Raw genomic sequence first — 21,071 nt, forward strand, 5'->3', positions numbered from 1 at the left:
TTCCGCAATGTCAGAGCCATTCAGCAACGAGAACCACGATCGCCGAGCCCTCGCCTTGAAGGCCGCGTTGCTGATGGTCCTGTTTGCGGTGTCGTTCGGCCTGTGTTTCTTTGCCCGCGACATCAGCTTTGCGGTGCTCGGTTGGCCGTTCCACTTCTGGGTGGCCTCCCAGGGAGCGGTGCTGGTGTTCATCGTCATCGTGGTGGTTTACGCGTGGGCCATGAACCGGCTGGAAGCCCAGGCAGAAAGCGAGCAGGGCGGGTCCAGCGATGGCTGAGCTCCCCGCCTACGCTGCCTACAAACGACGGCTGCACCGGATCCTGACGCTCTACATCCTGGCGCTGATCGCCTTCCTGCTGCTGATGGCCTGGGCCGAGCGCAGCGGTTTGTCGAGAAGCTGGCTCGGTCCGATCTTTCTGTTTTCCACCGTCATGATGTACGGGGGCATCGGCATCTACGGGCGCACTGTCGATCCCGAGGAGTACTACGTGGCGGGGCGTCGTATTCCGCCCGTCTACAACGGCATGGCCGCTGCGGCGGACTGGATGAGCGCAGCCTCATTCATCAGCCTTGCGGGCGGCCTCTACCTGCAAGGCTTTGGAGGCACCGAAGGTCAGGTGGGCGGCCTGGCCTACGTCATGGGCTGGACGGGCGGCTTCTGCCTGGTGGCCTTGCTGATCGCGCCCCATCTGCGCCGGCTCAACCTCTACACCGTGCCCGACTATTTCAAGCTGCGCTACGGCGGCAACTGGCCGCGGCGCATTGCGGCGTTTTCCGCGGTGCTGTGTTCCTTCACCTATGTGGTGGCGCAAATCTATGGCATCGGCCTGGTGGCATCGCGCCTGACCGGCGTGCAATTCGAGATCGGCATCATGCTCGGCCTTGGCGGTGTGGTGCTGTGCTCGTTTCTCGGTGGCATGCGCGCCATCACCTGGACGCAGGTGGCGCAGTACATCATCTTGCTGCTGGCATTCCTCATTCCAGTTTCATGGCTTGCCTACAAACAAGTGGGCAATCCGTTGGCCCCGCTGGTGTATGGCAAGCAGATCGAGAAGATCACCAAGCTTGAACACGAACTCATGGCCTCGCCCTCGGAGCAGCAAGTGCAGGCGGAGTTTCTGCGACGGGCAAACCAGTACGCGGTGTGGCTGCAGGACGTGGAAGGCACGCTTACACGTGAACGCGCATTGGCGGAGGAGCACGTGCGAACGCTCAAGGCTCAGAATGCGCCACAACAATTGGTGAATGCTGCGGGGCGCCAGCTCTCCGCGCTGCCCAAGGACGTGGCCACTGCGCGGGAGCGCTGGACCCAGGCGATGAAGGAAAGCCAGGAGCGTTCGCGGCCACTCGGCGGCTTGCTGCCCCACAGCCAGGCGTTCGCGGGAGACCCCGATGGAACGCCGGCACAGCAGCAGGCATTTCAGTCCTCACGCGCCAATTTTCTGGCCCTCATGTTCTGCCTGATGTTGGGCACTGCCGGATTGCCACACCTGCTGACTCGCTACTTCACCACGCCCTCGGTGGCCACGGCGAGGGCTTCCGTGGCATGGACACTTTTCTTCATTGCCCTGCTTTATCTGAGTGCGCCCGCGCTGGCGGTGCTGGTCAAGTTCGAGGTGATGCAGAACGTGGTGGGCAGCAGCTTCGATGCCCTGCCAGCCTGGATCGCGCAATGGGCTCGCCTGGATTCGTCGCTGGTGTCGGTGAGCGATGTCAATGGAGATGGCATCCTGCAGTTCGGTGAAATCCGCCTGGGGGCCGACGTGATCATGCTGGCCACGCCAGAGCTCGGCGGCATGCCCTATGTGGTGTCGGGGCTGGTGGCTGCGGGTGGCCTGGCTGCGGCACTGTCCACTGCTGACGGGTTGCTGCTGACGATCAGCAACTCGCTGGTGCGAGATACCTATTGCAGTGAGGTCAAGCGCGTTGTGCCGCCCGAGCAGCGCGTGATTCTGTCCAAGTTCGTTCTGCTGAGTGTGGCCACCGTGGCGGCTTTTGTGGCGGCTTACAAGCCTGCAGAGATCTTGCCGCTGGTGGCCTCGTCATTCTCGCTGGCTGCATCGGCGCTCGTTCCCGCCATGATCATGGGCATCTTCTGGTCACGCACCACGGGCGCGGCTGCGGTTGCCGGCATGTTGCTGGGCCTGGGCCTGACCGTGGCCTACATGATGGTCAACGCGCCGCTTGTGCGCGCCTGGGTGGGACTGGCTCCGGGACAGAACCTCTGGTTCAGCATTCAGCCCGTTTCTGCCGGCGTTTTTGGCGTGCCGCTGGGCTTCGCCGTGATCATCGCCGTGAGCTGTTTGTGGCGTCGGAGCCCCTCTTTACCCTAGGGGTTTGCACTGATCCAGGGGGTCCGTTGCACCCCCTTCATGGGTTCTGTCAGCTTGCAGTCAGACGCTCTTCAAAGACTACGTCCGCTGCCCCTGTCGGGTCACAACCAAGGAGATATTCACATCATGGCAACATCGACGGCAACTGCTTCCGCACCGATGACCAAGGAGGAGCGCAAGGTCATCTTTGCATCCTCACTCGGCACGGTTTTCGAGTGGTACGACTTCTACCTTTACGGCTCGCTCGCGGCCATCATCGCGCGGCAGTTCTTCTCCGGCCTGGATCCAACATCCGCCTACATCTTCGCGCTGCTGGCCTTCGCGGCGGGCTTCCTGGTTCGTCCTTTCGGTGCCATCTTCTTCGGCCGGCTGGGCGACATGATCGGTCGCAAGTACACCTTCCTGGTGACCATTCTGATCATGGGTGCTTCCACGTTCATCGTGGGCCTGCTCCCCAGCTACGCCTCGATCGGCATGGCTGCTCCCGTCATCCTGATCGTCCTGCGCATGCTGCAAGGCCTGGCGCTGGGCGGTGAGTACGGTGGCGCAGCAACCTACGTGGCCGAACATGCGCCCCATGGCAAGCGCGGCGCATACACCGCGTGGATCCAGACCACGGCAACGCTGGGCCTGTTCCTGTCGCTGCTGGTCATTCTGGGTGTGCGCACCGCGATCGGCGACAAGGAGTTTGGTGATTGGGGCTGGCGTGTTCCATTCCTGCTGTCGGTCGTCCTGTTGGGTATCTCGGTGTGGATTCGTCTGAGCCTCAACGAATCGCCCGCGTTCCAGAAGATGAAGTCCGAAGGCAAGACCTCGAAAGCTCCATTGACCGAGTCCTTCGGCGAGTGGAAGAACCTCAAGGTCGTGATCATTGCGCTGCTGGGCCTCACGGCAGGTCAAGCCGTGGTCTGGTACACGGGTCAGTTCTATGCGCTGTTCTTCCTGACCACGATTGCCAAGGTCGACGCCACCACGGCCAACCTGTTGATCGCTGCCTCGCTGTTGATCGGCACGCCGTTCTTCATCGTGTTCGGCTCGTTGTCCGACAAGATCGGCCGCAAGCCAATCATCATGGGTGGTTGCCTGATCGCTGCGCTGACCTACTTCACGGTCTTCCCGATGTTGCTTAACTACGCCAACCCGGCGCTGGTGGAAGCACAACGGGTCAGCAAGGTGACCGTGACGGCCAACCTCGCGGAATGCTCGTTCCAGGGAAGCCCGATTGCACGCGACATCGATTTCCGCACCTCGTGCGATATCGCCAAGCGCGCCTTGACCCAGTCCTACATTCCTTACCTCAGCGTGCAGGGCACGGCGGGTACGGCGGCAACGATCACGTTGGGTGACAAGGTATTGACGGCTCCCGTCGGTGTTCTCAACGAGAAGCGCAACGGCTTCACACCTGAAAGCGCCAAGGCCATTGCCGACTTCCGCAAGGAGCTCGCCGATACCGCCAAGGCCGCCAGCCTCACGGTGCCTGCCGATCCTGCGAAGATGAACAAAGGCATGGTGCTGGTGATCCTGGTCTTCCTGGTGATTCTGGTGACCATGGTTTATGGCCCCATCGCCGCCATGTTGGTCGAACTCTTCCCCACCCGCATCCGCTACACCTCGATGAGCTTGCCGTACCACATCGGCAATGGCTGGTTCGGTGGCTTGCTGCCCACCACGGCATTTGCCATGGTGGCCGCGACCGGGGATATCTACTACGGGTTGTGGTACCCGGTGATCGTTGCCACGGGCACTTTCATCATCGGCATGATCTTCATCAAGGAAACCAAGGACGTCGACATCTACGCTCGCGACTGATGCCGACAGCACCCCTTGCGGGTGCCTCCTCGCTCAAAAGTGCCCGCCCCGTGCGGGCACTTTTTTTCGCTACAACTTTCAGCGTATGGACAAACCCCAGTTCAAATGACCACAGCCTCGTGCAAAGCTTGGCAGTTATGTAGACGAAACCGCCTCTTTTTGGCGTCACCAAGCGCTGGCCAGCCACGCAGCGCTCCATTGGGAACAGCATGATTGTTGCGAAAACCGAAGCCGGAATCCGTGTATTGAAGGATCGCTCGATCCCATTGACACCGAGGCAGCGTTCGGCGTTCATCCTGATCGACGGCAAGCGCACGCTGGATCAAATCCTGACCTCGTCCGCAGCCATGGGTGTTTCGCGCGAGGACGTGGAGCAGCTCTTTCAGTTGGGACTCATCACAGACACCTCTCCCGTCGAGACGCAGGCAGAGCAGGACGCCCGGGTGCTCAACTCCGCTGCGATCAACGTTCACAACGCGCGCAGCCCGACTCAGCGCTACCAGGATGCCTATCCCATTGCCACCCAGCTCACCGCCGCGCTGGGGTTGCGTGGGGTGCTCCTCAATCTGGCGGTGGAGGGCGCTGGCAACTACGATCAACTGCTGGCACTGGCCCCACGCATTCGCGACGCCGTGGGGGCTGAGAAGTACGCCACGCTGGACAGGGCATTGAGGGATCTTTGAGGCGCTGGAGGCGTGTTGTCGTCCCAGAAGGGACACTTTGCTATAATCGTGGGCTTGCCTTGCTGCACCCCATCCGACGCTGGGGGTAGCTTTAACCCAAGCCCGCCCATCGGCGGGTGAATCCACAAGGAGAGTCCATGCGTCATTACGAAATCGTTTTGCTGATCCACCCGGATCAAAGCGAACAGGTTCCAGCCATGCTGGAGCGCTACAAGGGCATGATCACCGCCGGCGGCGGCAAGATCCACCGCGTTGAAGACTGGGGTCGTCGCCAGATGGCATACCAGATCAACAAGCTGTCCAAGGCCCACTACCTGTGCGTCAACATCGAGGCCGATCAGGCCGTGATGGCTGAACTGGAGCATGCCTTCAAGTTCAACGACGCCGTGCTGCGCCACCTGACCGTGCTGCGCAAGAAAGCCGACACCGGCCCATCTTCGATGATGAAGTCGGTCGAGCGCGAAGAAGCCCGCAAGCTTCAGCAGCCCGCCCAGCAGCACCAACCGCAGGAACAGGCCCAGGCTTGATGCCCGGTGCGCGTTAACGTCAACGGGTGAACCAGACTCAATTGTCGGCCGTGGTGGTGCAGGTGCAGAGCCTGCGGTACACGCCGGCAGGCATACCGGCAGTCAACCTCGTGCTCGAACACGAATCACAGATTGTCGAACTGGACACCCCCAGGCAAGTGAAACTGCAACTCAGGGCCATCGCCTTCGGGTCGCACGCCGAAATCCTCTCCCGACAGGGCCTCGATTCGGTTTGTGAGTTTCACGGCTTCTTGACCAACGCGCGCAATGGCAAAGGCGTGGTGTTCCACATCCAAGATTTCAGCAAGACATAGGAAGGCCCATCATGGCGTCACCCAAACGTTTCAACAAAGACAAGCGCCCCAAGCGCAACACCCAATCGCTGCTGTTCAAGCGCAAGCGCTTCTGCCGCTTCACCGTGGCCAACGTCGAAGAAGTCGACTACAAGGACGTTGACGTCCTGCGCGACTTCATCGCCGAGAACGGCAAGATCATCCCCGCGCGCCTGACCGGCACGCGTGCCTTCTACCAACGTCAGGTCAACACCGCCATCAAGCGCGCGCGCTTCCTTGGCATGTTGCCTTACAGCGACCAGCACCGCGTCTGAAAGAGAGCCTGACATGCAAATCATCCTGCTCGACAAAGTTGTCAATCTCGGCGCCCTCGGCGATGTGGTCAAGGTCAAGGACGGCTACGCCCGCAACTTCCTGATTCCTTCCGGCCGCGCCCGCCGCGCCACGCAAAATGCCATCGCCGAATTCGAAGCACGCCGCGTCGAACTCGAAAAGGTGGCCGCTGCCAAGCACGCTGAAGCCCAGGCCTTGGGTGAAAAGCTCTCCGCCGTGACGGTCAAGCTGTCGCAGAAAGCCGGTGTTGACGGTCGCCTGTTTGGCTCCGTCACCAACCACGACGTGTCCGAAGAGCTGAACAAACAAGGCTTCAAGGTTGCGAAGTCGCAAGTGCGCATGCCCAACGGTCCCCTGAAGAACGTGGGCGACTACACGGTGAGCGTGAACCTGCACACCGACGTGACGGTCGACGTCAACGTCACGGTGCTCGGCGAAACCGCCTGAGTCCCGCGCGGGCGCCCAGGCGCTTCGCTGAAAAGCCGCTGCCCTTCGGGCCGCGGCTTTTTTGTTGGATTTTGTGTGGCCTGGGTGTCCTGATGGACCCGCCCGTCATCCACCACTTTTACCGGGCTTGTCCACAGACTTGTCCCATGACTTTCCAGGGTCCAGCGCTTACCATGGCCCTTTACTTTTTCCACGCCGATGTCCGCCGTCTTTTCCAGCTCTTTCTCTTCTTTTGATGCCGGCCTGGACGAAGGAGGCGGTGGCGCTGACCGCCAGATCGCACAGCTGCGCGTTCCCCCTCATTCCATCGAAGCCGAGTCCAGTGTTCTGGGTGGTCTGTTGCTCGACAACGGTGCCTGGGATCGGGTGGCTGATCTCGTCAACGATTCCGACTTCTACCGTTACGAGCATCGCCTGACGTATTCCGTCATTGCCACGCTGGTCAATGCCAGCAAGCCGGCTGACGTGGTGACCGTGTTCGAGCACCTGCAGAACCTGGGCAAGGCCGAGGAGGCCGGCGGCCTTGCGTACCTCAACTCGCTGGCGCAGTACGTGCCGAGCGCGGCCAATATCCGCCGCTATGCGGAGATCGTGCGCGAGAGGGCCATCCTGCGCAAGCTGGTTGCTGCCAGCGACGAGATCGCCACGGCAGCATTCAACACGCAGGGCAAGGCGGTTGAGAAAATCCTTGACGAGGCCGAACAGAAGATCTTCAACATCGGCGAGGAAGGCTCGCGGATGAAGGAAGGCTTCCAGGGCATGGACACGCTCGTGGTCGAGTTGCTCGACCGTGTGCAGGAAATGGCCGACAACCCCAACGACATCACCGGTGTGCCCACTGGCTTCGTCGATCTGGATCGCATGACTTCGGGCTTGCAGGCCGGTGACCTGGTGGTGCTGGCCGCGCGCCCTTCCATGGGCAAGACGGCGTTCGCCATCAACATCGCCGAGCACGTGGCGCTCAATGAGGGCCTGCCGGTGGCGGTGTTCTCAATGGAAATGGGCGCCTCCCAGCTGGCGGTTCGTATCGTTGGTTCGATCGGTCGTATCAACCAGTCTCACCTGCGCAATGGCAAGCTCACCGATGACGAATGGCCGCGGTTGACCGAAGCGATTGAAAAGCTGCGCAACGTCTCGTTGCACATCGACGAAACCCCGGGTCTCACCGCCAGCGTGCTGCGCGCCAACGCGCGGCGGCTATCGCGCCAGTGCGGCAAGCTGGGCCTGATCGTGGTCGACTACTTGCAGCTCATGAGCGGCAGCGGCGGCGACGGCGACAACCGGGCCTCGGAGCTGGGTGAAATTTCGCGAGGCTTGAAGATGCTCGCGAAGGAACTGCAGTGCCCGGTGATCGCGCTCTCGCAGCTCAACCGCAGCGTGGAGACGCGCACCGACAAGCGCCCGATGATGAGCGATCTGCGCGAATCGGGTGCCATCGAGCAGGATGCAGACATCATCATGTTCATTTACCGCGATGAGTACTACACCAAGGACGCGTGCAAGGAGCCGGGCGTGGCCGAGATCATCATCGGCAAGCAGCGAAATGGCCCCACGGGCACGGTGAAGCTGGCTTTCCTGAACATGCTCACGCGTTTCGAAAGCCTCGCCGGTGGCGGGGATTACTGACACATAGAGTCAAGCTTTCCCTGTATTCAGTTTTCGCTGTTTCTGTCAACACCCTTGATCGACCGGATTGGTGCTTCTGTCGAGCCGGTGTAACGAGCTGAATCACCCCTCAAGAGGGTCGGACATGCAGCCGATCTTTGAAGCAACCCCTTCAAAAAGGGCTTCAAGGAACACGCATGACCCCGCTGGGCAAGACAAACCGCCTACTTGATTGCATGGTTGCGGCGAGTCCATCACGCCGCAGTCACACCCATGAATGACAGCCTGGTGATCGGTGCGATCGATCTGCCCGGCAAGGACGAAACGGTGCTGCGAGCGCTCGTGCGCTTGCTGGACTGCACCTTGGGCGTGAACCTGCGCTTTGACGACGATGTGTCGCATTGCGATGTCGTGTTCGTATCAGCAGAGGTCGGTGTCACGCGCGCGCTCATGCCCAGCGCGGTCACAGTCACGCTGCTGGAACCATCGAACCAGGCCGCATGCGCTCCAGACCGCCTGTTCGTGCCTTGCCCGCTGCGCATGAGTGGTGTGATCGGCGTTCTTCAGGCCGTGCTGTCCCGCTTGGCGCCAGCAGCACCGGTCGAACGCATCCAGTGGCAAGGTGCACTGTTCGCGTGCCTGCGTGAGGCCCTGCGGCGCGGTGGTCGTTCTGTTCTGGCAATCGGAGCAGGGAAGCTGCTGTTGCTGGACACGGTCACCCTTCGCCTGCAGAGCGCGGTGCCGCTGGAGCAGTTGATCGGACAGGCCCACCGCGCGGGCGCTTGGCGCGCAGCCAGCGCGGTGGACGAGGAAATGCTGCACGGTGCCGCCGTGCATCCCTTGCACGAGGTGTTGTGGCGCTTGAGTGCCGCGATGGCTGCGGCCAATGCCGCACCGCTGGCGCCCTCTGGCGCTTGGCGGCTGCAACGCTGGCCTTCGGCGGCGGGCCTGATGACAGCCGGACATCCGCGTCTGGCCGCTTTGCTCACCCAGCGCGCGCACACCGCAGACGAACTGATGGCCAGCACCGCGCTGCCGTCGGCCACTGTGCATGCGTTCCTCGCCACGTGCGAGGCCCTCGGTCTGGGCGTTCGCGACGCCACCCACACCCCTCAAGCGGTCGGCGGTGCCGTCGCACCCGGCTGGTTAGGTCAACTCAGGGAAAGGCTCAAGCTGTGGTGAATCTCGAGCCCCTCGCGGGCGACATCAAGGTGGTCGTGACGGGACCCATGGGTGCGGGAAAGACCACCGCCATCCGCTGCATCAGTGACAACGGAACCGTGTCCACAGACGTGCCCATGAGCGGCGGTCCGATCGGAGACAAGACCTCCACCACGGTCGGTCTGGACTACGGCACCTGTGAAATGGCTGGAGGCCAGCGGCTCAAGCTGTTCGGTACGCCGGGGCAGGAACGCTTTGCGTTCATGTGGGACATCCTGGCCACCGGCGCTTTCGGCCTGATCGTTTTGGCTGACAACAGCCGGCCCGATCCCATCGCGGAGGTGGAGCGCTACCTGCGCGCGTTCGCCGGGCGCATCGGGCCTCGCCGGACCATCGTGGGCGTGGGGCGGCTCGACACCTGCCCATCACCCGGTCTGGACGACTACTGCGCACACCTGCAGGCGGCGGGGTTCGTGGTGCCGGTGATCGACGTCGACGTGCGCCGCGAGGCAGACGTGCGTTTGCTGCTGTCCGTCCTCGTCAGCATGGCCGAAACAGAACCGGTCATTCCAACCAACTGAAAACCATGAGTGAAGCCATCCATCTCCCCCTCGTGACCATCGCCCGCTTTGCGGATCTGCTGGGCGCGCTGATGCGAGACACGCCCGGTGTGGTCAGCGTCACTCTGGCCAGCGCCGACGGTCTGACTGTGACATCGACCCTGAGCAACAGCCGCGAGGCCGATCGGCTCTCTGCCATGGCTGGCTCGATGGGTGGCCTGGCGGCCGCACTCTCACGCGAGAGCGGCCACGGCACTCCCCACCGGATGATCATGGAATCGGCACAGGGCCTGATCCTGGCGATGGCCGTGCCCCGCCCTGCAGGCGAGTTGGTCCTCACCGTGGTGACCGACGCGCAGGCTGTGCTGGGCAAGCTGCTGTGGAGCTGCCGCCAGACCGTTGACCGACTAGCCGCGACCTGAACTGCTTTTCAACCCCGCGCAGCAACGCGCATATTTCTGGAGAACACCATGGCCCTGAGCCCCAAAGAACTACTCAACCAGTTGATGCAGACCGAGGGCGCCATGTGCGCCGCGCTTGTGGACTACACCAGCGGCATGCTGCTCGAATCTGCTGGCTCTGGGGTTGATCTGGAACTCGCTGCCGCTGGCAATACCGAGGTCGTTCGCGCCAAGATCAAGACCATGAAGATGCTCAACATCGATGGTCAGATCGAGGACATCCTGATCACCCTGAAGAACCAGTACCACATCATCCGCCCGGTCGAGAAGCACGAAGGTCTGTTCATCTACTACGTGCTCGACCGTTCGCGTTCCAACCTGGCCATGGCCCGTCGCAAAGTGCTTGAGGCAGAGGCTCAGGCCTCGATCTGAACGAGAGTGCCGGTGGCGGCCAAGCGGCCGCTATCTGCAGATCAAAGCACCTCGGAGGCGAAATCGGCCAGCCGTGAACGCTCGCCACGCGCCAGCGTGATGTGACCACCATGCGGCCAGCCCTTGAAGCGGTCCACGGCAAAGGTCAGGCCCGACGAGCCCTCCGTGAGATACGGTGTGTCGATCTGCGCGAGGTTGCCCATGCAGATGATCTTGGTGCCTGGGCCCGCGCGCGTGATCAGTGTCTTCATCTGCTTGGGCGTCAGGTTCTGCGCCTCGTCGATGATCACGTACTTGTTCATGAAGGTGCGACCGCGCATGAAGTTCATGCTCTTGACCTTGATGCGGCTTCGGATGAGTTCATTGGTGGCGGCTCGGCCCCATTCGCCGGCATTGCCGCCGTCGCCCTTGGCCAGGAACTCCAGGTTGTCGTCGAGTGCGCCCATCCAGGGGCCCATTTTTTCTTCTTCGGTCCCGGGCAGAAAGCCGATGTCCTCACCCACGCTCACGGTGGCGCGGGTCATGATGATCTCGGTGTAGCGGCGGTCGTCGAGCACCTGCGTGAGGCCGCTGGCCAGAGCCATCAGCGTCTTGCCGGTGCCTGCCGTGCCCGCGAGCGTGACGAAGTCGATCTCCGGGTCCATCAGCAGGTTGAGCGCGAAGTTCTGTTCGCGGTTGCGGCTGGTCACGCCCCACACGGCGTTTTTCAGGTGGGTGTAGTCTTTGAGCGTCTTGAGCACCGCGGTCTTGTCGCGGATCTCGGTCACGCGGGCGTAGAGCGAGGGCTCGCCCGGCGCTTCGAAGTAGACGAACTGGTTGATGTAGAACTGCCCCACCGCCGGGCCGCTGACGCGGTAGAAGGTGTGACTGCCGCTCTGCCAGCTCTCGATGGTCTTGCTCTGACGCGTCCAGAAGTCCTGTGGCAACGCCAGCGCACCCGCATACAGCAGCTCGCCGTCGTCCAGCGTCTTGTCGTTCTGGTAGTCCTCGGCGGCCAGGCCCAGCGCGCGCGCTTTCACGCGCATGTTGATGTCTTTCGACACCAGGATCACCTCGCGTTGCGGGTGGCGCTCGCGCAGTGAATGCACCACACCCAGGATCTGGTTGTCGGCCTTGCCTTGCGGCAGGCTGGCAGGCAGGTTGTTGTCCAGCGGCTCCGTCTGGAAGAACAGCAGCCCACGCGCACCATGGTGACCCGTGGCCGAGAGCTTGAGGCCCTTGGTCATGTCGCCGCCTTGCTGGGCCACCAGGGCGTCGAGCGTGCGACTCGTCTGGCGCCCGTTGCGGGCGACCTCCGTCATGCCCTTCTTGTGGCCATCGAGTTCCTCAAGCACGATCATCGGCAGGAAAATGTCGTGTTCCTCGAACCGGAACAGACTCATCGGGTCGTGTAGCAACACGTTGGTGTCCAGCACGAACAGCCGGGCCGGTCCCGAGCTTGCCTTGCCGCTAGCGCGTCGACGGCTTCCGGAGGACGCCGTGACCTGCGCGGAGACAGGGTTTGTTGCGGCCTGATCGAACGTCAGCGCCGTTGTTGGAATGGATTTTTCCAGCAGAGGCTGAGCCTTTGGTGCATCGGCCACCGCAGGAGCTGCGACAGCGGGCTTGCGACCCCGGCCTGCAGGCTTGACGCTCGGCTTGCCAGCAGGGAGGCCCGGTGCGGCGGTCTTGCGCTCGACCGGCTGCGCCGTCGGCGCGGGTGGCACATCGGCCTGGAGGTCGAACGGTTCGTCGGCTGCTTTGAGGCTGTAGGCCTCGGATGAAAGGAGGGCGGCGCGTTTGGAGGGGGCGGGAGGCAGTGGCATGTGGGCTTGTGTGTTCAGCGCAGGGCTGGAAAACAAAAAGCCGCCTGGGTGACCGGGCGGCTTTCGGGGCTGCTTGAGGAGTGCAGAAGGGATGGGGCTGAGAGGCTTCCCGGCGTCATGAATTCATTATGCATGACTCCGGTGACGCAAGACCCGCGCCAACAGTCCAGCCTGGCCAAGCGGAGATCAGGCGGCTTTCTTGAGCGTCTTGACGGCCTTGAGCACATCTTCAACATGGCCCGGGACCTTCAGGCCGCGCCATTCCTGTTTCAAGACGCCATCGGGGCCAATCAGGAAAGTGCTGCGTTCGATGCCTTTGACCTTCTTGCCGTACATGATCTTGTTCTTGACCACGCCGAACATGTGGCACATCTTCTCTTCGGTGTCGGCAATCAGCTCGAAGGGCAGTTCAAGCTTGGTTTTGAAGTCGTCGTGCGACTTCATGTTGTCGCGCGAGACGCCAAACACCTGGGCACCCGCCTTCACGAAGTCCTTGTACTTGTCGCGAAACTGCATGGCCTCGGTGGTGCAACCGGGCGTGTTGTCCTTGGGGTAGAAGTACAGCACGATGGTCTGGCCCAGATGCGTCTGGTTGCTGACCTTGATGCCGCCGGTGGCCATCGATTCGAATTCGGGAATGGGTTTATTGACAACGACTGCCATACTGCGTGGACCCCTGACGTAAGTTGGTGGTGATGCGTTGGCTTCCCGGCTGTTTCACGGCGAGCCCTGCGTTGCAGCAATGGGACCCGTGGCAGGAAACAATCGGCTATTTTACCCTGATTGGGCCATGCCGTCACGGCGGCAACCGGGGGTGGCCGCCCGACGCTCAGGTCTCCAGCAACAAGGCCGCAATCACGCGTCGCCCTTCTCCCGCAAGGATGTTGTAGGTGCGGCAGGCGGCTGCTGTGTCCATGGTTTCAACACCGATGCGTTGGGCCATCAGGCCGCGCAGCAGGGCGGGTGGCACGAAGCGCAACTTTGAGCCGCTGCCAAACACGATGAGCTCGGGAGGCTCATTGGTCAGCTGAATGAGCATGTCGAAGTGCGAGGCCTCGATCAACTCAAAACGGGAGCATGGCCAGGGCTGCAGTTGCCCTTTTGGCATGAGTACCAGACTGTGGGAATGGCGCTGCCCGTTCACGGCGATCCAGTCGTCGCCGTAGGCCGTGACGGACTGGATATCCAGTTTGTCGGAGTGCAGTTTCATGGGGCAGAGGCCAATCGAACGGGGTGCGGAACTGTGGTCAAATTGCAGGTTTTCCCTGCTGACGAGACCGAATATAACGCCCGCTGCAACGCACCGGGAACATCGCCCCGCACGACCCCAGAACCCCCAGGGAGTGACTTTGAAGACCATCCAGAAATCCGCCAAGCTGGCCAACGTGTGCTACGACATCCGGGGCCCGATCATGGACGCCGCGCGCAAGATGGAAGACGAGGGTCACAAGATCATTCGCCTGAACATCGGCAACCTGGCGGTGTTTGGATTCGATGCGCCAGAGGAAATCCAGCAAGACATGATCCGCAACCTGCCGAACTCGGCGGGCTACTCGGACAGCAAGGGCATCTTTGGCGCGCGCAAGGCGGTGATGCACGAGACGCAGACGCAGGGCATCAGGGGTGTGACGCTGGATGACATCTACCTCGGCAACGGTGCGAGCGAACTGATCGTGATGGCCACCAATGCGCTGCTCGATGACGGCGATGAGTTGCTGCTGCCAGCGCCCGACTATCCGTTGTGGACGGCCGCCGTGAGTCTGTCAGGTGGCACACCTGTGCACTACATGTGTGACGAGTCCAACGGCTGGATGCCTGACCTGGAGGACATCCGTCGCAAGATCACGCCTGCCACCAAAGGCATCGTGGTCATCAACCCCAACAACCCGACCGGCGCGTTGTATTCCGATGAGTTGCTCAAGGCCATCGTGGAGTTTGCGCGCGAACACGGCCTGGTGATCTTTGCCGACGAGGTCTACGACAAGGTGCTGTACGACGGTGTCAAACACACAGCCATCGCCAGCCTCTCGGACGACGTGCTCACCCTGACCTTCAACTCGCTGTCCAAGAGTTACCGATCGTGCGGTTACCGCGCTGGCTGGCTCGTCGTCTCGGGCGACAAGAAGCCCGCCAAGGACTACATCGAGGGCCTGAACATGCTCTCGAACATGCGCCTGTGCGCCAACGTGCCGGGCCAGTGGGCGATCCAGACGGCGCTGGGGGGGTACCAAAGCATCAACGATCTGGTGGGCGAGGGCGGCCGCCTGCGCCGCCAGCGTGATCTCGCCTACGAGCTGATCACGGCCATTCCCGGCGTGAGCTGCGTCAAGCCCTCGGCTGCGCTCTACATGTTCCCCAAGCTCGACCCGAAGATGTACCCGGTCGAAGACGATCAGCAGATGTTTCTGGAACTGCTGCAGGAAACGCGCGTGATGCTGGTGCAAGGTTCGGGCTTCAACTACCCCGACAACCAGCATTTCCGCATCGTTTTCCTGCCGCACGAAGACGACCTGCGCGAAGCCATCAGCCGCGTCGCGAAGTTTTTTGAAGGCTGGCGAAAACGCCACGGCACCTGATTTTTTGCTCCCCAACCATGACCGACATGAAACCGATCCAAGTAGGCCTTCTGGGCATAGGCACCGTGGGCAGCGGCACGTTCAACGTGCTGCAGCGCAACCAGGAAGAGATCCGCCGGCGCGCCGGCCGCGGCATTGAAATCACCATGGTGGCCGACCTGGACGTGGCGCGTGCCCAGTCCATCGTGGGCCCGGACGTCCAGGTCGTGAACGATGCGCGCGCTGTGATCGCCAACCCCGACATCGACATCGTGATCGAGCTTATTGGTGGCTACGGCATCGCCAAGGCGCTGGTGCTGGAGGCGATCGCCGCAGGCAAGCACGTGGTCACGGCCAACAAGGCCTTGCTGGCCGTGCACGGCACGGAGATTTTCGCGGCGGCTTCGGCCAAGGGCGTGATGGTGGCATTTGAAGCGGCGGTGGCCGGTGGCATTCCCATCATCAAGGCGCTGCGCGAGGGCTTGACCGCCAACAGCATTCAATGGATAGCCGGCATCATCAACGGCACAACCAACTTCATCCTTTCCGAAATGCGCGACAAAGGCCTGGACTTTGCCGTCGTGCTCAAGGAGGCGCAGCGCCTGGGCTACGCCGAGACCGACCCGACCTTCGACATCGAGGGTGTGGACGCGGCGCACAAGGTCACTCTCATGAGTGCCATCGCCTTCGGCATCCCCGTGCAGTTCGACAAGGCCTACGTGGAAGGCATCACGCAGCTGGGCGCCACCGACATCAAATACGCCGAACAGCTCGGCTACCGCATCAAACTGCTGGGCATCACAAAACGCACGGCCCAAGGCATCGAGTTGCGCGTGCACCCGAGCCTGGTGCCGGCCAAACGGCTGATTGCCAACGTGGAAGGTGCGATGAACGCGGTGGTGGTGCAGGGCGATGCCGTGGGCACCACGCTGTACTACGGCAAGGGTGCGGGCAGCGAGCCTACCGCCAGCGCCGTGATCGCAGACCTCGTGGACATCACCCGCCTGCACACCGCCGACCCGCACCACCGCGTGCCGCACCTGGCCTTCCAGCCCGATGCGATGAGCGACCTGAGCGTGCTGCCCATGAGCGCGGTGGTGACGAGCTACTACCTGCGTCTTCGCGTGGCCGATGAGGCAGGCGTGCTGGCCAAAGTGACCGGCTTGCTGGCCAATGCCGGCATCAGCATCGACGCGGTGCTGCAGCGCGAAGCCGACGAGGTGAGCGGCGAGGGCGGCACGTCCACCGACCTGATCATCCTCACGCACGACACCCGCGAAGGCACCATGAACGATGCCCTGGCGCAGTTGCAGAAACTGCCCACGGTGCTCGCACCCATCGTGCGCATCCGCAAGGAAGAGCTGAACTGATGCTGTACCTCTCCACGCGCGGCGACCCGGGGCGCAAGCACTTCTGCGAGATCCTGCTCGAAGGCCTCGCACCCGATGGCGGCCTGTACCTGCCCGAACGCTACCCCCAGGTCGATGCCGCCGCGCTCGCGCGCTGGCGTCAGGTGTTCAACCAAGGTGCGGCGGGTGGCTACGCAGCGCTCGCGTTCGAGGTGCTGTCCCTCTACATCGACGACATCCCCCCCGCCGACTTGCGCGCGCTGTGCGAGAAGACCTACACCGAGGCGGTGTACGGCACGCCGCAGATCGTGCCGCTGAAGAAGCTCGAAGCCGGGTTCTACCTGGAAGCCCTGTCCAATGGCCCGACGCTGGCCTTCAAGGACATGGCGATGCAGCTGCTGGGCAACCTGTTCGAGTACGAGCTGGCACGCCGTGGCGAAGAGCTCAACATCCTGGGCGCGACCTCGGGTGACACCGGCAGCGCGGCCGAGTACGCCATGCGTGGCAAGAAAGGCGTGCGCGTCTTCATGCTCAGCCCGCACGGCCGCATGAGCCCGTTCCAGCAAGCGCAGATGTTCAGCCTGATGGACGAGAACATCCACAACATCGCCATCGAAGGTGTGTTCGACGACTGCCAGGACATCGTCAAGAACGTCAGCAACGACCTTGCTTTCAAGCGTGGGCACAAGATCGGCACGGTCAATTCGATCAACTGGGCGCGGCTGCTGGCGCAGGTGGTTTACTACTTCGCGGGTTACTTCCAGGCCACCACGAAAGACGCCGAGCGGGTGTCTTTCACCGTGCCCAGCGGCAACTTCGGCAACGTCTGTGCCGGCCATGTCGCGCGCCAGATGGGCCTGCCGATTGAGCAACTGGTGGTGGCCACCAACGAAAACGACGTGCTCGACGAGTTCTTCCGCACCGGGGTGTACCGCGTGCGCGCCAGCGCCGACACGCATGAGACCTCCAGCCCGTCGATGGACATCTCCAAAGCCAGCAACTTCGAGCGCTTCGTGTTCGATCTGCTGGGCCGCGACGGCCCGCGCGTCAAGGCGCTGTTCGGCGAGGCACTCGCGCGCGAAGGCAGCTTCAACCTGAGTGCTGATGCAGCGTTTTCCGACGCCGCCACCCGTTACGGTTTCTGCAGTGGCAAGAGCACACATCAGAACCGCCTCGACACGATCCGCGACATCTTCAAGCGCCACGGCGTGATGATCGACACCCACACCGCCGATGGTGTGAAAGTGGCGCGCGAGCACATTGACGCGGCAGTGCCGATGATCGTGCTGGAGACGGCGTTGCCGATCAAGTTTGCCGAGACCATTGTGGAAGCGCTGGGCCAGCAACCCCACCGTCCGCCGCAGTTCGAAGGCATTGAAGACCTGCCCAAGCGCGTGCAGGTGATGCCGGCGAGCACGGCCGTCGTGCAGGCCTTCATCGCCGAGCATTGCGCCAGGGCATGAAGGTCGTCGGGTTTGCCGGCTTCTCGGGATCGGGGAAAACCACGCTGGTCGAGCAGTTGATTCCCGCACTCAAGTTGCGGGGTCAGCGCGTCTCGGTGGTCAAGCACGCGCACCACAGCTTCGACATCGATCACCCGGGCAAGGACACCTGGCGCCATCGCGAAGCCGGCGCTTTCGAAGTGCTCGCCGCCTCGCCCAAACGGCTGGTGCTCATGCGCGAAATCGAGGCCATCACCGAGCATTCGGTGCACGACCTCATTGCCCAGCTGCGCGCCGACGTCGACTGGGTGCTGGTCGAGGGTTTCAAGCAGAGCGATCTGCCCAAGGTGGAGGTGTGGCGGCGGGCCCATGGCAAGCCACTGCGCTTTCCCGATGACCCACACATCGTGGCGATCGCCACCGACACGCCGGACACATTGCCGGCGTCCGGCCACTGCACCGTGCTGGATTTGAACCGGGCCGATGACGTGGCCGCCTGGTTGGTCGACAATGAAGGCCGATTCGAATACTGCACTCCGTTGAGCCTGCCATGACCACGCCCCCTCCACCACAGAACCGTGCGCCATTGATGTCGCTGGACGACGCGATGGTCGCATTGCTTGCCCAGGCCACGTCCCTGGTGGGTACCGAGACCGTGACCACCTTCGAGGCGGATGGCCGCGTGCTGGCGCAAGACCTCGTGTCTGCGCTGCAGGTGCCGCCCAACGACAACTCGTCCATGGACGGCTACGCCCTGCGCGCGGCCGACGTGACAGAGCCGGGCCAGGTGCTGCCCGTCACGCAGCGCATCGCAGCCGGCCACGCGGGCGAGCCGCTGGAGCCCGGCACCTGTGTACGCATCTTCACCGGCGCGCCCATGCCTGCCGGTGCCGATGCGGTGGTGATGCAGGAAGACACGGTCGAGGTGGGGGGCAACATCCACGGGGTGCACATCCAGGTCGTGCCCCAGCCAGGCCAGTGGGTGCGGCGCGCGGGCGAGGACGTCAGGCGCGGCGCCGTGGTGCTGGCGCGGGGCGAGCGCCTGTCTCCCGCCAGCCTGGGTCTGGCCGCCAGTCTGGGCCTGGCCCACCTCAACGTGGTGGCGCGCCCGCGTGTGGCGCTGTTCTCCACCGGTGACGAACTGGTCATGCCGGGCGAAGTGCCGCCCCAGGCCATGAGGCCCGGCGCCATCTACAACTCAAACCGCTTTTTCCTGCGTGCGCTGCTGCAGCGCATGGGCTGCGAAGTGAGCGACCTGGGCATCGTGCCGGACAGGCGCGAGGCCACGCTGGCCGCTCTCAAGACCGCGGCCGACCACCACGACCTCATCCTCACCAGCGGCGGCGTGTCGGTGGGCGAGGAAGACCACATCAAACCCGCCGTGCAGCAGCTCGGCCAACTCGATCTCTGGCAGATCGCCATGAAGCCGGGCAAGCCGTTTGCCTACGGCACCGTGAAACGCGACGCCGGAGCTGGCCCGGCTGCTGGCGAGCCCTGCCATTTCATCGGTCTGCCGGGCAACCCGGTGTCCAGTTTCGTGACCTTCCTTCTGCTGGTGCGGCCTTTCTTGTTGCGCCTGCAAGGGGTGGAAGCGGCTGCGTTGAAGACCACCACGCTGCCCGCGCACTTCACGCTGGGCAAGGCCGACAAGCGCCGGGAGTTCCTGCGCGTGCGCCGCAATGCGGCCGGCGGCCTCGATCTTTTTCCCAATCAGAGTTCGGGCGTGCTCACCTCGGTGGTGTGGGGCGACGGTCTGGTGGACAACCCGGCCGGCAGCACCATTGCCCACGGTGACCCGGTGTCCTTCATCTCCTTTGCGGATCTGCTCGCATGAAAGTCCAACTGCGTTATTTCGCCTCCATCCGCGAGTCCCTGGCCACCGGCAGCGAATCGCTGGACACCCAGGCCACCACCCTGGCTGCGCTGCGCGCCGAGTTGGTGGCGCGCGGCGGTGCTTATGCCGAGGCGCTGGCGCCTGGCAAGTCGGTGCGTGTGGCTTTGAACCAGACCATGAGCGACGAGGCGGCTGTTCTCACCGAAGGCGCTGAGATCGGTTTCTTTCCTCCCGTGACCGGCGGCTGACATGACCGGGCGCGTCTCCATCCAGACCGACGATTTTGACCTCAGCGCAGAGGTTGCGCGCCTGCGCGAAACCGAGAAGGGCATTGGCGCCGTCTGCAGTTTCATTGGCACTGTGCGTGACCGCAACGACGGTCAGCGCATCAGCACCATGGAGCTGGAGCATTACCCGGGCATGACGGAAAAATCCATCGAAGCCATGATCGACGAGGCGCACAAGCGCTTCAACATCTTTGGCACCCGCGTGATCCACCGCGTGGGCCTGCTGCAGCCGCTGGACCAGATCGTGCTGGTGGCCGTGAGCTCGGCGCACCGAGGCGAGAGCTTCCAGGCCTGCGAGTTCCTGATGGACTACCTCAAGACCCAGGCACCGTTCTGGAAGAAGGAACAGACGCCGGAAGGTGCTCGCTGGGTGGATGCCCGCGTGAGCGACGACGCGGCGCTGGCGCGCTGGGGCATTGTGGCCAGCAACAGCTGAACGGCGGCAGCGACGCCGTGCTCACCGCTGCCGATATCGAAGCGATCGAGCGCGCCACGCTGCAGGCGGTGGCGCCCGAGCAGGTGGAGTCGCTCGACGGGTGGCTGCTGGCCATGGACCGAGGCACCGTGGGCCGTGCCCGCAGCGCCGTGCCACTTCACCACCTGGCACATGACGTGGACCAGTTGCCCCTCATCCTGGACAGCTACGCCGCATCCGGGTTCGAGCCTCGTTTCCGTTTGCCCGATCTGCCTGCGTTCGGGCCTTGGCATGAAGCGCTCGCCCAGCGCGGCTGGTGGCGGGACCAGCCCACGCTGACCATGACAGGGACACTGGAGAAACTGCTCCAGGTGCATGGCGGTCCACCCGTTGAACTGGACGCCAGGCCCGACGCCGCCTGGATGGCCATGTTCCTCGGCGAGGGCCTGGACCCGGCCGACGGAGCCAGCCGCTCGAGAGCGCTCAGCCGTGCGAACTGCGCGCTGTTTGCCTCGGCGCGGGAGCATGGTCAGACCGTGGCTTGCGGGGCGGCGTCGCTCGGCCATGGGTGGCTGGGCGTGCACGGCATGCGCACGGCGGCGTCTCAGCGCGGTCGCGGACTGGCGGGTCGCATCCTGCACACCATGGCGGTTGAGGCCATCGCACGCGGACTGGTCGGCGTGTTCCTGCAGGTGGATGCCAGCAACCTGGCTGCCCGGTCCCTGTACCACCGGGCTGGCCTGACCACGGCCTGGCAGTACGCCTACTGGCACCCACCTCAGGCTTGACTGGCGCCCGCT

Annotated in this window: 24 protein-coding genes; 21 read left to right on the forward strand and 3 right to left on the reverse strand. The window is 63.2% G+C overall.

The genetic code is table 11. The annotated features are described in order from the left end of the window. Positions 1 to 7 precede the first annotated feature (7 nt). The 13 genes from F9Z44_RS09240 (at position 8) to F9Z44_RS09300 (ending at position 10,584) form a co-directional block, all read left to right on the forward strand. Complete coding sequence (locus tag F9Z44_RS09240) at positions 8 to 277, forward strand: DUF4212 domain-containing protein (RefSeq protein ID WP_159605478.1); 270 nt, start codon at positions 8 to 10, stop codon at positions 275 to 277. Further along, positions 270 to 2,333 (forward strand): VC_2705 family sodium/solute symporter, encoded by a 2,064-nt coding sequence (locus tag F9Z44_RS09245; RefSeq protein WP_159605480.1) that lies wholly within the window; start codon positions 270 to 272, stop codon positions 2,331 to 2,333. The genes F9Z44_RS09240 and F9Z44_RS09245 overlap by 8 nt, the downstream gene beginning before the upstream one ends. A gap of 126 nt (positions 2,334 to 2,459) precedes the next feature. After that, positions 2,460 to 4,142 (forward strand): MFS transporter, encoded by a 1,683-nt coding sequence (locus F9Z44_RS09250; protein ID WP_159605482.1) that lies wholly within the window; start codon positions 2,460 to 2,462, stop codon positions 4,140 to 4,142. Positions 4,143 to 4,351: 209 nt separating this feature from the next. Continuing rightward, on the forward strand, positions 4,352 to 4,825 hold the full coding sequence (locus F9Z44_RS09255; RefSeq protein WP_159605484.1) for a hypothetical protein: 474 nt from the start codon (positions 4,352 to 4,354) through the stop codon (positions 4,823 to 4,825). Positions 4,826 to 4,962: 137 nt separating this feature from the next. Beyond that, positions 4,963 to 5,352, forward strand: coding sequence for a 30S ribosomal protein S6 (gene rpsF, locus F9Z44_RS09260; protein WP_159605486.1), 390 nt, complete (start codon positions 4,963 to 4,965; stop codon positions 5,350 to 5,352). Positions 5,353 to 5,402: 50 nt separating this feature from the next. After that, positions 5,403 to 5,666: a primosomal replication protein N gene (gene priB, locus F9Z44_RS09265; protein WP_443135133.1), complete on the forward strand. Its 264-nt coding sequence runs from the start codon at positions 5,403 to 5,405 to the stop codon at positions 5,664 to 5,666. 11 nt (positions 5,667 to 5,677) lie between these two features. Continuing rightward, the gene (gene rpsR / locus F9Z44_RS09270; protein ID WP_056276851.1) at positions 5,678 to 5,959 is read left to right on the forward strand and encodes a 30S ribosomal protein S18; all 282 of its coding nucleotides are present in this window, start codon (positions 5,678 to 5,680) and stop codon (positions 5,957 to 5,959) included. A gap of 13 nt (positions 5,960 to 5,972) precedes the next feature. After that, complete coding sequence (gene rplI / locus F9Z44_RS09275; protein ID WP_159605488.1) at positions 5,973 to 6,425, forward strand: 50S ribosomal protein L9; 453 nt, start codon at positions 5,973 to 5,975, stop codon at positions 6,423 to 6,425. Positions 6,426 to 6,623: 198 nt separating this feature from the next. Then, a complete protein-coding gene (gene dnaB / locus F9Z44_RS09280) occupies positions 6,624 to 8,051 on the forward strand; it encodes a replicative DNA helicase (protein ID WP_236574309.1) in 1,428 nt (475 codons plus the stop codon). A 252-nt stretch (positions 8,052 to 8,303) separates the two neighbouring features. After that, complete coding sequence (locus tag F9Z44_RS09285) at positions 8,304 to 9,212, forward strand: hypothetical protein (protein ID WP_159605490.1); 909 nt, start codon at positions 8,304 to 8,306, stop codon at positions 9,210 to 9,212. Continuing rightward, entirely contained in the window at positions 9,209 to 9,772 is a 564-nt protein-coding gene (locus tag F9Z44_RS09290; RefSeq protein WP_236574310.1) for a GTP-binding protein, read from the forward strand. The genes F9Z44_RS09285 and F9Z44_RS09290 overlap by 4 nt, the downstream gene beginning before the upstream one ends. Before the next feature lie 5 nt (positions 9,773 to 9,777). Further along, a complete protein-coding gene (locus tag F9Z44_RS09295; RefSeq protein WP_159605492.1) occupies positions 9,778 to 10,173 on the forward strand; it encodes a roadblock/LC7 domain-containing protein in 396 nt (131 codons plus the stop codon). 48 nt (positions 10,174 to 10,221) lie between these two features. Beyond that, positions 10,222 to 10,584, forward strand: a complete 363-nt coding sequence (locus F9Z44_RS09300; RefSeq protein WP_159605494.1) for a hypothetical protein — start codon at positions 10,222 to 10,224, stop codon at positions 10,582 to 10,584. 41 nt (positions 10,585 to 10,625) lie between these two features. Here the strand turns inward: F9Z44_RS09300 and F9Z44_RS09305 are convergent, their stop codons facing one another. The 3 genes from F9Z44_RS09305 to F9Z44_RS09315 all read right to left on the reverse strand — a co-directional run bounded on the left by F9Z44_RS09305 (position 10,626) and on the right by F9Z44_RS09315 (position 13,599). Then, entirely contained in the window at positions 10,626 to 12,389 is a 1,764-nt protein-coding gene (locus tag F9Z44_RS09305; RefSeq protein WP_159605496.1) for a PhoH family protein, read from the reverse strand. A 186-nt stretch (positions 12,390 to 12,575) separates the two neighbouring features. Next, on the reverse strand, positions 12,576 to 13,052 hold the full coding sequence (locus tag F9Z44_RS09310) for a peroxiredoxin (protein WP_056276841.1): 477 nt from the start codon (positions 13,050 to 13,052) through the stop codon (positions 12,576 to 12,578). 166 nt (positions 13,053 to 13,218) lie between these two features. Beyond that, entirely contained in the window at positions 13,219 to 13,599 is a 381-nt protein-coding gene (locus tag F9Z44_RS09315) for an Mth938-like domain-containing protein (protein ID WP_159605498.1), read from the reverse strand. A gap of 139 nt (positions 13,600 to 13,738) precedes the next feature. Between F9Z44_RS09315 and F9Z44_RS09320 the strand changes: the two genes are divergently transcribed. Genes F9Z44_RS09320 through F9Z44_RS09355 form a run of 8 tightly spaced genes read left to right on the forward strand, consistent with a single transcriptional unit; the run spans position 13,739 to position 21,059 of the window. Further along, positions 13,739 to 14,965: a pyridoxal phosphate-dependent aminotransferase gene (locus F9Z44_RS09320; protein WP_159605500.1), complete on the forward strand. Its 1,227-nt coding sequence runs from the start codon at positions 13,739 to 13,741 to the stop codon at positions 14,963 to 14,965. Between the two features lie 26 nt (positions 14,966 to 14,991). Continuing rightward, entirely contained in the window at positions 14,992 to 16,314 is a 1,323-nt protein-coding gene (locus F9Z44_RS09325; RefSeq protein WP_159605502.1) for a homoserine dehydrogenase, read from the forward strand. Further along, on the forward strand, positions 16,314 to 17,756 hold the full coding sequence (gene thrC / locus F9Z44_RS09330) for a threonine synthase (RefSeq protein ID WP_159605504.1): 1,443 nt from the start codon (positions 16,314 to 16,316) through the stop codon (positions 17,754 to 17,756). Before F9Z44_RS09325 ends, thrC begins: the two co-directional genes overlap by 1 nt. After that, positions 17,753 to 18,289 carry a molybdopterin-guanine dinucleotide biosynthesis protein B gene (mobB, locus tag F9Z44_RS09335; RefSeq protein WP_159605506.1) on the forward strand — a complete coding sequence of 179 codons (537 nt, stop codon included), beginning with the start codon at positions 17,753 to 17,755 and terminating at the stop codon, positions 18,287 to 18,289. The genes thrC and mobB overlap by 4 nt, the downstream gene beginning before the upstream one ends. Beyond that, entirely contained in the window at positions 18,286 to 19,569 is a 1,284-nt protein-coding gene (locus tag F9Z44_RS09340; protein ID WP_159605508.1) for a molybdopterin molybdotransferase MoeA, read from the forward strand. The genes mobB and F9Z44_RS09340 overlap by 4 nt, the downstream gene beginning before the upstream one ends. After that, on the forward strand, positions 19,566 to 19,817 hold the full coding sequence (gene moaD, locus F9Z44_RS09345; protein WP_159605510.1) for a molybdopterin converting factor subunit 1: 252 nt from the start codon (positions 19,566 to 19,568) through the stop codon (positions 19,815 to 19,817). Before F9Z44_RS09340 ends, moaD begins: the two co-directional genes overlap by 4 nt. A 1-nt stretch (position 19,818) precedes the next feature. Beyond that, positions 19,819 to 20,292, forward strand: coding sequence for a molybdenum cofactor biosynthesis protein MoaE (locus F9Z44_RS09350; protein ID WP_159605512.1), 474 nt, complete (start codon positions 19,819 to 19,821; stop codon positions 20,290 to 20,292). Positions 20,293 to 20,309: 17 nt separating this feature from the next. Then, on the forward strand, positions 20,310 to 21,059 hold the full coding sequence (locus F9Z44_RS09355) for a GNAT family N-acetyltransferase (protein ID WP_236574311.1): 750 nt from the start codon (positions 20,310 to 20,312) through the stop codon (positions 21,057 to 21,059). The last annotated feature ends 12 nt before the right edge of the window (positions 21,060 to 21,071 follow it).

Origin of the sequence: Hydrogenophaga sp. PBL-H3 (assembly GCF_010104355.1) — a bacterium.
In the GTDB taxonomy this organism is placed as follows: Bacteria; Pseudomonadota; Gammaproteobacteria; order Burkholderiales; family Burkholderiaceae_C; genus Hydrogenophaga.